This is a genomic window from Brachybacterium equifaecis, from assembly GCF_023509525.1.
In the GTDB taxonomy this organism is placed as follows: domain Bacteria; phylum Actinomycetota; class Actinomycetes; order Actinomycetales; family Dermabacteraceae; genus Brachybacterium; species Brachybacterium equifaecis.
This window is the reverse complement of record NZ_JAKNCJ010000001.1, coordinates 864522-876475: the sequence shown is the minus strand read 5'-3', so window position 1 is coordinate 876475 and position 11954 is coordinate 864522. Positions and strand designations below refer to the sequence as shown.

Annotated in this window: 14 protein-coding genes; 11 read left to right on the top strand and 3 right to left on the bottom strand. The window is 72.0% G+C overall.

What is annotated here, in order from left to right; all coding sequences use genetic code 11:
- The first annotated feature begins 55 nt into the window (after positions 1 to 55).
- From Bequi_RS04050 to Bequi_RS04020, 7 genes are all read left to right on the top strand, one after another.
- Positions 56 to 298, top strand: a complete 243-nt coding sequence (locus Bequi_RS04050; RefSeq protein ID WP_249736660.1) for a type II toxin-antitoxin system VapB family antitoxin — start codon at positions 56 to 58, stop codon at positions 296 to 298.
- Positions 299 to 303: 5 nt separating this feature from the next.
- Positions 304 to 684 carry a type II toxin-antitoxin system VapC family toxin gene (locus tag Bequi_RS04045; RefSeq protein ID WP_249736766.1) on the top strand — a complete coding sequence of 127 codons (381 nt, stop codon included), beginning with the start codon at positions 304 to 306 and terminating at the stop codon, positions 682 to 684.
- Between the two features lie 49 nt (positions 685 to 733).
- Entirely contained in the window at positions 734 to 1057 is a 324-nt protein-coding gene (locus Bequi_RS04040; protein WP_249736659.1) for a class I SAM-dependent methyltransferase, read from the top strand.
- A gap of 2 nt (positions 1058 to 1059) precedes the next feature.
- A complete protein-coding gene (locus Bequi_RS04035) occupies positions 1060 to 1500 on the top strand; it encodes a class I SAM-dependent methyltransferase (RefSeq protein ID WP_249736658.1) in 441 nt (146 codons plus the stop codon).
- The gene (locus Bequi_RS04030) at positions 1497 to 2285 is read left to right on the top strand and encodes a phosphotransferase (protein WP_249736657.1); all 789 of its coding nucleotides are present in this window, start codon (positions 1497 to 1499) and stop codon (positions 2283 to 2285) included. Before Bequi_RS04035 ends, Bequi_RS04030 begins: the two co-directional genes overlap by 4 nt.
- A 139-nt stretch (positions 2286 to 2424) precedes the next feature.
- Positions 2425 to 3708 carry a uracil-xanthine permease family protein gene (locus Bequi_RS04025; protein ID WP_249736656.1) on the top strand — a complete coding sequence of 428 codons (1284 nt, stop codon included), beginning with the start codon at positions 2425 to 2427 and terminating at the stop codon, positions 3706 to 3708.
- 178 nt (positions 3709 to 3886) lie between these two features.
- Complete coding sequence (locus Bequi_RS04020) at positions 3887 to 4603, top strand: GNAT family N-acetyltransferase (RefSeq protein WP_249736655.1); 717 nt, start codon at positions 3887 to 3889, stop codon at positions 4601 to 4603.
- Positions 4604 to 4643: 40 nt separating this feature from the next.
- Here the strand turns inward: Bequi_RS04020 and Bequi_RS04015 are convergent, their stop codons facing one another.
- The gene (locus tag Bequi_RS04015; protein WP_249736654.1) at positions 4644 to 5234 is read right to left on the bottom strand and encodes a GNAT family N-acetyltransferase; all 591 of its coding nucleotides are present in this window, start codon (positions 5232 to 5234) and stop codon (positions 4644 to 4646) included.
- Positions 5235 to 5313: 79 nt separating this feature from the next.
- Between Bequi_RS04015 and Bequi_RS04010 the strand changes: the two genes are divergently transcribed.
- A complete protein-coding gene (locus Bequi_RS04010; protein ID WP_249736653.1) occupies positions 5314 to 5934 on the top strand; it encodes a DinB family protein in 621 nt (206 codons plus the stop codon).
- Between the two features lie 7 nt (positions 5935 to 5941).
- Here Bequi_RS04010 and Bequi_RS04005 read toward each other — a convergent pair whose 3' ends face one another.
- Positions 5942 to 7846 carry an FAD-binding and (Fe-S)-binding domain-containing protein gene (locus Bequi_RS04005; protein ID WP_249736652.1) on the bottom strand — a complete coding sequence of 635 codons (1905 nt, stop codon included), beginning with the start codon at positions 7844 to 7846 and terminating at the stop codon, positions 5942 to 5944.
- A gap of 263 nt (positions 7847 to 8109) precedes the next feature.
- Here Bequi_RS04005 and Bequi_RS04000 point away from each other — a divergent pair, with 263 nt between their 5' ends.
- Positions 8110 to 8811, top strand: a complete 702-nt coding sequence (locus tag Bequi_RS04000; RefSeq protein ID WP_249736651.1) for a PepSY domain-containing protein — start codon at positions 8110 to 8112, stop codon at positions 8809 to 8811.
- 206 nt (positions 8812 to 9017) lie between these two features.
- Here the strand turns inward: Bequi_RS04000 and Bequi_RS03995 are convergent, their stop codons facing one another.
- Positions 9018 to 9722, bottom strand: coding sequence for a GAP family protein (locus Bequi_RS03995; protein WP_249736650.1), 705 nt, complete (start codon positions 9720 to 9722; stop codon positions 9018 to 9020).
- A gap of 76 nt (positions 9723 to 9798) precedes the next feature.
- Between Bequi_RS03995 and Bequi_RS03990 the strand changes: the two genes are divergently transcribed.
- Positions 9799 to 10629: a DUF5926 family protein gene (locus tag Bequi_RS03990; RefSeq protein WP_249736649.1), complete on the top strand. Its 831-nt coding sequence runs from the start codon at positions 9799 to 9801 to the stop codon at positions 10627 to 10629.
- Entirely contained in the window at positions 10626 to 11939 is a 1314-nt protein-coding gene (locus tag Bequi_RS03985; RefSeq protein WP_249736648.1) for a glycosyltransferase family 2 protein, read from the top strand. The genes Bequi_RS03990 and Bequi_RS03985 overlap by 4 nt, the downstream gene beginning before the upstream one ends.
- Positions 11940 to 11954 lie beyond the last annotated feature (15 nt).

Below are 11954 nucleotides of genomic sequence, written 5' to 3'. Positions count from 1 at the left end.
AGGAACCTGACCGGAGAGGCTTCCGCAATGTCTACACCAGAGGTAGAATTCGCGGATGGCGACGATGAACATCAAGGACCCGCGAGTGCACGAGATGGCCACGGAGCTGGGACGGCTCCAGGGCTCCAGCGCCACCGCCGCGGTGCGGGGTGCTCTCGAACGGGAGCTGGATCGGATCCGGGGTGCGAGGGCCATCGACTGGGACGGGGTCCGGGTGCTCCAGGAGCGCGCTTCTGCGACGTCAGCGGACTGGCTCGACGACGCGGACCTGTATGACGAGGCGGGGCTGCCGCGGTGATCGTCATGGATACGTCGGCCGCCGTCGCGATCCTGCGCGGCGAAGCGGAGTCGGAGGCATTCCGCGCGGTGATCGATCAGGCGGACGGGATCGGCATGTCAGCGGCTTCGGTCATGGAGCTCGCCATCGTCACAGCGGCCTCTGGCCCCGAGCTGGTGGACGCCTTCCTGGAGGCTATGCGCATCCGGATTCTTGCGGTGGATGAAGAGCACCTGCGCTGGGCGCGGGTGGCCCGCTCGCGATTCGGGCGGGGCTCCGACAGCCCCGCGCGGCTGAACTTCGGAGACTGCTTGGCATATGGCGCGGCGATGGCGACTGGGCATGCGCTGCTCTACAAGGGCGAGGATTTCCCGCACACGGATGTGCGGTCCGCCATGCCTGTCTGACGTGCGAAAACTGCTCGCGCAGCTGCGGTGACGGTCGGACAATGCCTTCATGACCCACCCACCCCAGCCCGCCAACACCGAGCCCTTCGACGATCCCCGCCTCGCCGCGATCTACGACGACGACAACCCCACCGGTCCCGACCACGACTTCTTCCGCCGCCTGGCCGACGAGACCGGCGCGAGCAGCATCATCGACCTGGGCTGCGGGACGGGACTGCTGACCGCGACGCTCGGCCGCGAGGGCCGCCGGGTGGTGGGCATCGATCCGGCTGCGGCGATGCTCGAGCAAGCCCGCCGGAAGTTCGGGGCGGAGCGCGTAGGTGGCACCACGGCACCTCGGCGCTCAAGGAGACCGCCAGCGCCGACCTCGTGATCATGAGCGCGAACGTCGCGATGCATATCATCGGCGACGCGTGGCCGACGGTGCTCGCCGACATCGCCCGCGCCCTGCGCCCGGGCGGGCGTCTCGCCTTCGAGAGCCGGAATCCCGCAGCCGAGCTGTGGCGCGAGTGGGCCCACCCGGAGCGGGAGCGGGTGACCGCCATCGGGCGCGTGCGCGAGAGCCTCGAGATCACGCCGCCGGACGCCGACGGCGCGCTGGGCATGCACGTCCGCAGCGCGTTCCTGGACGCGGGGGATCCCGAGCCCTTCGACTTCTCCCAGCCCCTGCAGTTCCGCAGCGCCGAGCTTCTGACGGCGCAGCTCACTGATGTGGGGCTCGTCGTCGAGCGGATCTCGAGCGACTGGGTGGGCACGCCGTTCAGCGGTTCGACGGGGGAGCGGCTGATGGTGTTCGAGGCGGTGAAGCGGGCGTGAGAACTCCGGCCGACGAGGAGCTGCTCTCGGGCGGGAATGCCACCGTCGGCGCCGTCGTCCGAGTCGGGGGCACCGTCCGCAAACCCTGGCAGCCCACGACGCCGCAGGTCGCCGCGTTCCTGCAGCACCTGCGCGAGCGCGGGGTCGACGTCCCGGCCCACCTCGGCCGCGATGCGCAGGGACGCCAGATCATCGAATACATCCCCGGCGACATCGCGATGCACCGCGGGGTCCTCGAGCACGACCTCCTGCGCCGGATCGGGGCGTACCTCCGCAGCATCCACGACGCGGCCGAGGACTTCCCCGTGCCGGAGCCGCCCGAGCAGTGGCCCGTGCTCCTGCCCGCTGCAGCCCCTGACCTGATCTGCCACAACGACGCCGCCAGCTGGAACCTCGTGCTCAGCGGCGAGCGGGGGGCCGAGCGCATCGTCCTCATCGATGCCGACGGCGCAGGCCCGAGCACCCGGCTCTGGGATCTCGCGTACCCGGCGATCTCCTTCCCGCTGCTCGACGCGGGCCAGGAACCGTCCCTCGCCGCTGCGCGACTTCGAGCGTTCGTGGACGGCTACGACCCGGACCGATCCATGACGGATCTGCGGGAGGCGCTGGCGCCGGCCCTGGCCCTTCGCGCACGGGCCATGTACGAGCACCTCCGAGCCGCGCACGAGTCCGGCGAGGAGCCATGGGCGACGATGTTCGTCGAAGGGCACGGGGAGCACTGGCGGATGCGGGCGGAGTACATCGAGACCTACGGGATCCATTGGGAGCGCGCCGTCCGGGCATGAACCGCTCGCGGGCCGCAAGCCCCTGCTCGGTATAATCGCCCAGGCCCTCCTCCCCACCCGCACGCGACACCGCACCCCGGCCTCGCGCGCGGTCACGAGGGCCCCGTCCCTCCCCGCCCCACTCTCCTCGAGGAGCCCCATGTCGCTCTGGACCCTGCACGGCAACGGCTATTCCGTCGCCCCCGGCGAGATCGTCCGCCCGGAGGAGCGGCTCGCCTGGCCGGTGACCATCGGCATCGGCGCCCAGCACGTGATCGCGATGTTCGGCGCGACCTTCCTCGTCCCCCTGATCACCGGCTTCCCGCCCACCACCACGCTGCTGTTCAGCGGCATCGGCACCCTGCTGTTCCTGGTCATCACGAAGAACCGGATGCCCAGCTACCTCGGCTCCTCGTTCGCGTTCATCGCCCCCATCACCGCCTCCACGCAGGCCGACTCGATGGGCGCCGCGCTCGGCGGAGTGCTCGTCACGGGCCTGCTGCTCGCGCTGCTCGGCCTGCTGGTGACGCGCGTGGGCACCGCCTGGATCAGCGCTCTGATGCCGCCGGTGGTGATGGGCACGATCGTCGCTCTGATCGGTCTGAATCTCGTGCCGACGACGTACGAGGACAACTTCTCCAAGGCCCCGGTGACCGCCGTCGTCACCCTGCTCGCGGTCATCCTGTGCACTGCGCTGTTCAAGGGGCTGCTCGGGCGCGTCTCGGTGCTCGTCGGCGTGATCGTCGGGTATCTGTTCGCCGTCGCCCGCGGAGAGGTCGTCTTCGACGCCGTCGCCGCCGCCCCGTGGATCGGCCTGCCCGAGTTCCACCACCCCACGCTGAACCTCGGTCTGCTGCCGATCTTCCTGCCGGTGATCCTGGTGCTGCTCGCCGAGAACGTCGGTCACGTGACGAGCGTGGGCCTCATGACCGGCAAGAACCTCGACCACATGGTCGGCCGCACCCTCACGGCCGACGGGCTCGCCACCGCGCTCTCGGCGACCTTCGGCGGCTCGCCGACGACCACCTACGGCGAGAACATCGGCGTCATGAGCGCGACCCGGGTCTACTCGACCGCGGCCTACTGGGTCGCCGGCATCGTCGCGATCCTGCTGTCGATGTCCCCGAAGGTCGGGGCGGCGATCTTCACGATCCCGCCGGGCGTGCTCGGCGGCGTGACGTTCGTGCTCTACGGGCTGATCGCGATCGTCGGCTTCCGCATGTGGGTCGACGGCAAGGTCGACTTCTCCCGCCCGAAGAACCAGATCACCGCGGGCGTGGGCCTCGCCATCGCGATCGCGAACCTCGAGTGGAACCTCGGCGGATTCTCCTTCACCGGCATCGCGCTCGGCACCGTGGCGGCGCTGCTGATCTACCACGGCATGACGTGGATCGGCCGCTTCACCGGCACTGACGACCGCCCGAGCCCGATCCAGGGCGGCTGAGATGCACCTGCGGACTATCGAGATCGGCCCGGAGGACTGGCGGACCTACCGGCAGGTCCGGCTCCGTGCCCTGGAAACCTCGCCCGAAGCGTTCACCACTACGCTCGCAGGCGCTCTGGAGCGGGATGCGCAGGACGGGGAGGCCTAATGGCGGGGGTCCTTCCCTCCGTCCAGCGCGATGATCCTGCTGGTGGATGGCGGACCCGACTTGGAGTCTCCGGGCACTTCAGAGCCTCGTGGAGCTGTCGTCGGAGTCGCCCGCATCGTCCTACCTGAGACGCCGGGAGCACCCGCGGGGCTGTTCTCCGTCTGGGTCGACCCGGCCGTGCGCGGCAGGGGAGCCGGGCGGATGCTCGTGGAGGCCTGCATCGACCGCCTGCACGAGCTCGCGCCCGGCACACGGCTGCGCCTCGACGTGCGTCCTGAGAATCACGTAGCGCAGCGCTTGTACGAGAGGCTCGGCTTCGGGCACATCGCCTCGGGGAAGCCAGACGGTGATGACCTCGTGATGGAGCGCGGGGCTGGCCCGAGCCGGAGGCACGCAGTCGATCTGCCGACGGCGCTCGTGGCCCGCTATCGCGCAGTCGACAGGGAAGAGATCGGCTCTTCCCACCTGGATTCGGCCGCCCACCTTGACGCCCTGGCGGCGAGTATCCGGGTGCAGGGGATCCGCCAGCCCCTGGACCTGGCGGTGGCAGAAGAGTTCGCCACGCTCGACGGCAATCACCGTCTCGCTGCAGCGATCAGAGTGGGCTTGACGGAGGTTCCAGTGCACATCTCACGTCGCCACTCGTCTCCGAAACCGGAGCATGCGCGTGCGCTGCGCACGGAGGACCGGGCGATCCTCCACTCTGCGCTCGCCGAGTCGGAGCGCCGCAGCTCGGGCTCTGCGTGAGCGACGCCCCGCCCCGCCCCATGTCCGGCGGCCGGCAATGTCACCCCAGCGCCGCGGCCAGCTCCGCCTCGGTGAGATCCCGGTCCGCGTAGACCAGCCGCATCACGTCAGGATCCGGATTCCCCGCATCCGGGGCGCGGTGCTGGAGCGTGAAGCCCAAGCGCTCCGCCACCCGGGCCGAGGCGGCGTTGTGCTCGACGAGGTATGCGACCACCGGCAGCTCCGGGTGCACCTCGTGCGCTGCATCGAGCGCCGCCCGAGCCGCCTCGGTGGCGAATCCCCGCCCCTGAGCCTCAGGCCGGAAGCGGTAGCCGAGATTCCAGAAGACCCCCCGCACCACTCGGCATCCTGCATAGCCGAGGAACTCGCCCGTGGCGCGATCCCGCACGATCCACGAGCCGAGCCCGTCGGCCGCCCAGCACTCCCGCCACACATCCAGGATCTCCTGCGACTGCGCGAGGCGGGTGGGGCGCAGAGACGGGAAGTGCGTCCACACGCGGGGGTCGCTGTTCAGCGCGTGCAGCTCCTCGAGGTCCGCCGGCACGGGGATGTCGAGGGCGAGGCGCTCGGTGCGGCGGTGGGCGAGGGGAGCGGATCCGGGCTCAAAGAGCGCGGCGGCGTCGGCGGTCATGGCAGCAGTCCAGCACAGGCCGCCGACGCTCGAGGAAAATCCCTCGCGCGCGAGGTGCCCGATCGGGCAGGATCGGCCCATGACCTCGAACGACACTGCCTCGAACGACGTGACCTCGAACGGCGCCGCCGCGCACGATCCCGCCGCGCACGATCCCGCAGCGGCCGCGAGCGCCCCCATCCTCCAGGGCATCGCCGACACTCGCAACGGCGGGCCCATGCTCGGTTCCGAGCGCGCCGTCCTCGACGCCTGGCTCGAGGAGTACCGCCTGAACGTGCTGCTGAAGATTGATGGCCTGACGGCCGAGCAGCTCGCCGCGTGCCCGATCCCGCCCTCGAACCTGAGCCTGCTGGGCATCATCCGCCACCTCACCGAGGTGGATACGTACTGGCTGCGCGAAGTCCTCCACGGCGAGGAGACCCCGGACCTCTACTCGACCCGGGAGCAGCCCGACGGCGACTTCGAGAACGCGAGCGCCCAGACCGCCGCCGCCGACGTCGAGACCTTCCGTCGCGAGACCGCCCGCGCCGCCGAGGCAGCCGCGACCTGGACCGATCTCGACGGCCCCGTCGCGGGGCTGCGCCACGGCGAGCAGCTGAACCTGCGGTGGATCCTCACGCACCTCATCGAGGAGTACGCCCGGCATCTCGGGCACATGGACCTGCTGCGCGAGGCGATTGACGGGGTGACGGGGTACTGACCCCCGCTCACCGCGTCGCCGCCTCCACCAGCTCCAGGACGTGGCGATAGGTCTGCCCGGTCGCGGCGCTCATGCCGAGCTCGCAGGTGCGGTTCGCGCTCACGTACCAGTCGGTCGGGTGCTGCGCGATCTCCGCGGCCTCGGCCCGGGTGGCCGAGGCGGTGAGCTCGGGGTGCAGCATCCCTCGGTCGCCCGCGTAGGCGCAGCAGCCCCACGCCACGGGCAACACGACCTCCTCGGCGCACGCGCCGGCCAGAGCCACCAGATCATCCGTCGCGCCGAGGTGCGTGGTTGAGCAGGTGGGGTGCACGGTCACGGACTGCGCCCGCGCGCTCACCGACAGCCGCCCCAGCAGCTCGCGGCGCACGAATGTCGTCGCGTCGATGACCTCGATGCCCGTGCCCTCGAGCGCGGCCAGCACGCCCTCGGTGCAGGAGGCCGCATCGACGACGACCGGCAGCGCCGCTGCGCCCGGCTCGTGGCTCGCTCCCTCCCGCCGCGCCGTCGCGACCAGAGCCTCCCGCAGCCGCGCGCGCATGCGCTCCTTCGCGTCCGTCATGCCCTTGGAGGAGAACGGCGTCCCGCAGCAGAGCCCCTCGATCCCCTCCGGCACCACGGCGCGCACGCGCGCCCGCTCCAGCAGGCGGTCCAGCGCGCGAGTCACCCCGAGGCCGGCAGCGGAGGCGCCCGCCCCGGCTGCGGCGGCGCCCGACCGAGCCGCACCCCCGCTGCACGCGCACGCGCCCGAGCAACCCCCGCCATTCGGCCCTGACCCCTCGGCCGGCCCGAACATCGTCCCGGTGCACGACGGCATGAGCACCGCGACCGTCTCCGCGCTCGCCCGGCCCCTGCCGCCGGAGCGGCGCACCGCTCCACCGCTCCGCGGCAGCTCCGGCCGGTAGTCGGGCACGGTGTCCGCCCCGAGCAGGGCGCGGCCAGCGGCGGTCGCGAGCCGCGGCAGCGCCGCTGCCGCGGGCCTGCCTGCGACCGTCGGCCCCGCCGTGCCGATCGCCCCCGCTACCCCCACGGCGGCCGAGGCCCCGCGCGTCACCGCACCCCAGCGTCCCGCCGCGGCCGACCACGCCGCCGACTCCGCCGGCCCCGCCTGCTCCGCCCTCAGGCGCCGCACGAGATCACCGGTGTTGATGCCGACGGGACAGGCGGTCACGCACATGCCGTCGACCGCGCAGGTCGCGAGACCCTCGTAGTCGTACGACTCCTGGATCGCGCGCACGGTCGCGGTGTCCCCGCGCTGCGCGGCGAGCTTCTCCTCGCGCCGCAGGACGATCCGCTGGCGCGGCGTGAGCGTCAGGTCGCGGCTCGGGCAGACCGGCTCGCAGTACCCGCACTCCACGCAGCGATCGGCCTCCTCCTCGATCGGGACGACGGGCTTCAGATCGCGCATGTGCGCCTGCGGATCGTCGGTCAGCACGACCCCCGGGTTCAGGATCCCGAGCGGATCCACCAGGCGCTTGATCTCGCGCATCACCTCGTAGAGCGCCGTGCCGTACTGGCGCTCGACGAAGGGTGCCATCACCCGCCCGGTGCCGTGCTCGGCCTTGAGGTTCCCGCCCTGGTCCAGCACCAGCTCGACCATCTGCTCGGTGAACGCCTCGAGCCGGTCCGAGCCCTGATCAAGGTGCTCGTTCAGCAGGAAGTGGATGTTGCCGTCCTTCGCGTGCCCGAAGATCACGGACTCGTCGTAGCCGTGGCGCTCGAACAGCGTCTCCAGGCCCGCGCAGGTCGCCGCAAGATGGCCGACGGGCACGGCGATGTCCTCGAGGAGCGCGGTGGATCCCGTCGGCCGTGCCCCCGCGACCGCCGCATACAGGCCCTTGCGCGCGGTCCACAGCGCGGCGGTGCGCGACGTCGGTGTCGAGTGCGGGGCGGTCGGATGGGGGCATGGGCCCACGCTATCGCCGGACCCTCGCGCATTCCCGGTGCGGGTCCGCTCTCCTCCCAGCGGGTTTCCAGCTCCCGCGACGCTTCGTGACAGATGGGAGGGATGGTGTCGGAATACAACTCTTCCCGCACGCACCGACGCCCCAGTGAGAGGCCTCGCCGCGCAGAACGCAGAACGCAGAACGCAGAGTTCGGAGTTCGGAGTTCAGAGTTCGGAGCGCAGGCGCTGAGCCGAGCTGCGGCCGGTGCTGATGACGACCCGAGGAGGTCCCCATGACTGTTCATCTCTCCCGCATCACCCCGCTCCGTCGCGGCGTCGTCGGCGCCGCCGCCGGCATCCTGGCCCTCGGCGCGCTGAGCGCCTGCAGCACCGACCAGGCCGAGCAGGGCGCCGCGACCCAGGGCTCGGCCGTGACGGCGTCGGCCCCGGCCTCCACCGGTGACGGTGGGGCGTCGTCCGGCGCGAGCGATGCCGGCGGCGCACCGGCTGCAGGCACGGCAGCCGGGGACCGCGAGGTCTTCGCGCAGATGCCCGGCGAGGACATCGACCTGCGCACCCAGGCGTTCCCCGTGACCCCGGAGCAGGCCATCCAGACCGGGACCGACACGGCCGGCACGGGCGCCGTGCACGGCATCGAGCTGGACCATTCCTCGGATCGGAACCTCTGGTACTACGAGGTGAATATCCTGATCGACGGCGTGGACCACGAGGTCGAGATCGACGCGATGACCGGAGAGGTCATCGACCACGAGCAGGACTCCACGGACGACCACGAGGAGGCCATCGACCTGGCCTCCCCGATGACCTTCGACGAGGCCATGGACCGCGCGCTGACCGTGCGCGACGGCGAGGTGCGCGGCTGGAAGCTCGAGTGGGACGACGAGCGTCGCGAGTACCAGTTCGACATCGCCGTGGACGGCGACGAGGACGAGGTCACCGTGCTCGTGGAGACCGGCGAGGTCATCCCCGACTGATCCTCGGCCACAGCGCCCGGCCGCACGCCCGCACCGCGCGGTCGCACAGCGTGGCCGCACGCCCGCGAGTTGGCGCACTCACGTTCCACCAGTGGAACGTGAGTGCGCCAACTCTGTTCAGGGGGCAGGAGGGCAGGAGCGCCGGAGGGCAGGGGACACGGGGCCGAGGCGAGTCGGCGGGCATGCCGTCGGCCCGTCCAGGCCGCTCAGCGCAGGAGCAGCAGCTCCCGCAGCCAGGGCAGATGCCCCGAGCACAGGGAGACGATGCCGTCGGCCGCGATGACGGCGCCGATCACGAACAGCACCGCGGCGAGGATCAGGAACAGCCGGCGGCGCCGCGGCTCGATGAAGCGCCGCACCCGGGCCAGCAGCGCCTCGTGCTTCCCCAGCAGCGCGGCGAGCGTCACGGCCGCGAGCGGCGCCTGGTAGATCAGGTTCCACAGCACCAGCAGCCCGGCCCGGAGGGGGAGGTGCGGCTCGGCCGCGGCCATGCCGATCGCGATCACGAACGCGGGATCGGCGACCGCGGTGAACGCGAAAGCGGCGCCCCCGAGCAGCAGGGAGGCCGTCCGATCGGAGACCTCCCGCTTCTTCTTCGGCGGCTTCGGGTGCAGGGCGGTGCGGCGCTGGAACCACGCGACCACGATGAGGATCGTGCCGACGACGATCTCCACCACCCCGAGGGCGTTGTTCGAGGCCAGCAGGGGGTGCAGCCAGCCGCCGACGATCTGGATCAGCGGGTGGATCACGAGGGTCGCCGCGATGATCACGCCCGTGTATCCGCCGACGAACAGCAGCAGGTGCCGCGGCGGGATGCCGCGGTGCAGGAAGGTCGCGGCGAGGATCCCGCCGAGGACGTCCACGGAGACGGCGGCCAGCGCGAGGAAGGTCAGCAGCCCCAGCACGGTCATGGCCCCGAAAATACGCGATGACCGGGGGCGCGGCACACCGGGATAACCCCCGTACCGCCTCGGTACACTGACGGCCATGTCGACGAGCTCTGCAGACGCCCTGGTCCGCCGCCCCTTCGAGGGCATCCCGAACGAGCAGGACCTGGTGGCGATGCGCCAGCTGATCCCTGCCGCCACCATGAAGGCGCGCACCACCGCCGAGCACGGCGCGGTGCCCGTGCTGATCGCGACGATCCTCCCGATGGCCTGGCCTGCCGTGCGCCGGTCCGACGGCTCCGTGGTGATCGGACTGCAGGCGACCGCCCCGGGCAACGACCTCTCGCGGGCCTTCGGCCAGGCGATCGTGCAGGCTCTCGCGCTCGAGCCCGGCAGCCCGGTGCCCGCGCTCGAGGTGACCGCCGAGTCGCCGCGCCTGCAGGACGTCCTCGACCTCACGGGCGACTTCCCGATCACCGTCCACGACACCTTCGACTTCTGGGTGGATCCGTCGGCCGAGCGCACGCAGGAGCTCGAGGCGACCATCGCCCAGGCGAACGAGTCGATCATGCCGACCGCTCCGGTCGAGGGCCTCGAGCACGCCTACTGGGTGGATGCGGGCACGAAGGAGCATGTGCGCTGGGTGCTGGATGCCGACGAGGACCGCGTCATCGACGCCGTCGCCCGTCTCCACGCGAAGCGCGACTCCGGCATCGGCGAGGGCACGAAGTACGTCGGCTCGTTCCGCGCCGAGGGCCTGACGATCCCCGTGTGGGACCTGCCCAAGGGCTTCGGCGCCGACGGCGTCTCGAAGGGGGCCGACGAGTTCCGCGCCCGCTTCGAAGCGGCCCTGGAGAGCACCGAGCCGCTGACCGCGCTCGAGCGCCGCGCACGCGGCGGCATCGTGGCCCGTCAGGTGACCCTGCGATGAGCACCGCGGCGGGTGCGCTCGCCGCCGGCAGGCCCCAGTGGGTCGCCGTGGTGATCCCCGCCAAGGATGAGGCGGCCCGGATCGAGGAGACGATCCGCTCCGTGCAGACTCTGGATCGCGTGGACCTCGTGGTCGTGGTCGACGACGGCTCCAGCGATGCGACCTCCGCCGTGGCCCGCGGGGCCGGGGCGATCGTGGTGCGCCACCCCTCGAACCAGGGCAAGGCCGCCGCGATGGCGACCGGCGCGCGCGTGGTGGCGATGCGCGAGGAGGCCGACCGCGCGAGCGGCGGCGAGGACTTCCGCGAGGAGCTCCACGCCGAGCCGCGGGTTCCCGGGCACACGGGCCCCCTGCCGGTGATCGACCCCGCCGGGGGCGCGCCGCGCGCCCTGCTGTTCCTCGATGCCGACATGGGTGCGAGCGCCGCGGGCGCTGCGCCGCTGATCGACGCGGTGCTCGATGACGGCGTGGACATGGCGATCGCGCTGCTGCCGCCGCAGGTCGGCGCCGCCGGGATGGGCATCGTGGTGCGCACCGCCCGCAGCGGCATCGCCCGCGCGACCGGCTGGGAGCCCGAGCAGCCGCTCTCGGGCACGCGCTGCATCACCCGCGAGGCCTGGGACGAGTGCCAGCCCCTCGCCCCCGGCTGGGGCGTGGAGACCTCCCTGTCGATCGATGCGCTCGCCGGGGGGTTCTGGGTCAAGGAGATCCCCTGCGAGCTGCACCATCGCGCGACCGGGAAGGACCTGCGCGGCCAGCTCCACCGCGCCGCCCAGCTGCGGGACGTGCTGCGGGCGCTGCGCCGCCGACGCGCCGTGCGCCCGCCCTACGTGGCCGACGAGGACGCGGTCGGTGTGGAGGCGACAGCGGAGTCGAGCTCGGTGAGCGCGCCCGAGGGGGCCGAGCCTCGCACCGACCCCTCCTCCCGCGAGTCCCCGGATCTCCTCGCTTCCCTGCCCGTGACCAGCGAGTTCTCGCAGGAGGACCTCGCCCAGCTCGGCGATGCAGATCTCGAGGTGCTGGACCGCGAGCTGCGCGCCCTGCCGGTGGACGGTCTCTTCGACCCCGACGAGATCGCGTTCCTCGCGTCGGTGGATCTGCGGGAGCTCGCGGACCGACTGGACCGTGCGCCGGTGGAGGGCGGCTTCTCGCCCGAGGACGCGGTGATCATCGGCGCGCACCTCGGCCGCCCCGCCCCGGAGGTGCCGGAGGGCGTGGCCACCCCGATGACGTCCGACGAGTACGCCTCGTTCGTAGTGCAGGCGGCGGTCGATGCGGCCGACGCCGAGGGCGACGCGCACACGGAATAGCGCACCGAGCCGGGC

Bases quoted from the DNA above. Each gene is read 5' to 3' on its own strand.
- Bequi_RS04050 (WP_249736660.1), top strand. From the start codon at position 56: ATGGCGACGATGAACATCAAGGACCCGCGAGTGCACGAGATGGCCACG.
- Bequi_RS04045 (WP_249736766.1), top strand. From the start codon at position 304: ATGGATACGTCGGCCGCCGTCGCGATCCTGCGCGGCGAAGCGGAGTCG.
- Bequi_RS04040 (WP_249736659.1), top strand. From the start codon at position 734: ATGACCCACCCACCCCAGCCCGCCAACACCGAGCCCTTCGACGATCCC.
- Bequi_RS04035 (WP_249736658.1), top strand. From the start codon at position 1,060: ATGAGCGCGAACGTCGCGATGCATATCATCGGCGACGCGTGGCCGACG.
- Bequi_RS04025 (WP_249736656.1), top strand. From the start codon at position 2,425: ATGTCGCTCTGGACCCTGCACGGCAACGGCTATTCCGTCGCCCCCGGC.
- Bequi_RS04020 (WP_249736655.1), top strand. From the start codon at position 3,887: ATGATCCTGCTGGTGGATGGCGGACCCGACTTGGAGTCTCCGGGCACT.
- Bequi_RS04015 (WP_249736654.1), bottom strand. From the start codon at position 5,234: ATGACCGCCGACGCCGCCGCGCTCTTTGAGCCCGGATCCGCTCCCCTC.
- Bequi_RS04010 (WP_249736653.1), top strand. From the start codon at position 5,314: ATGACCTCGAACGACACTGCCTCGAACGACGTGACCTCGAACGGCGCC.
- Bequi_RS04000 (WP_249736651.1), top strand. From the start codon at position 8,110: ATGACTGTTCATCTCTCCCGCATCACCCCGCTCCGTCGCGGCGTCGTC.
- Bequi_RS03995 (WP_249736650.1), bottom strand. From the start codon at position 9,722: ATGACCGTGCTGGGGCTGCTGACCTTCCTCGCGCTGGCCGCCGTCTCC.
- Bequi_RS03990 (WP_249736649.1), top strand. From the start codon at position 9,799: ATGTCGACGAGCTCTGCAGACGCCCTGGTCCGCCGCCCCTTCGAGGGC.
- Bequi_RS03985 (WP_249736648.1), top strand. From the start codon at position 10,626: ATGAGCACCGCGGCGGGTGCGCTCGCCGCCGGCAGGCCCCAGTGGGTC.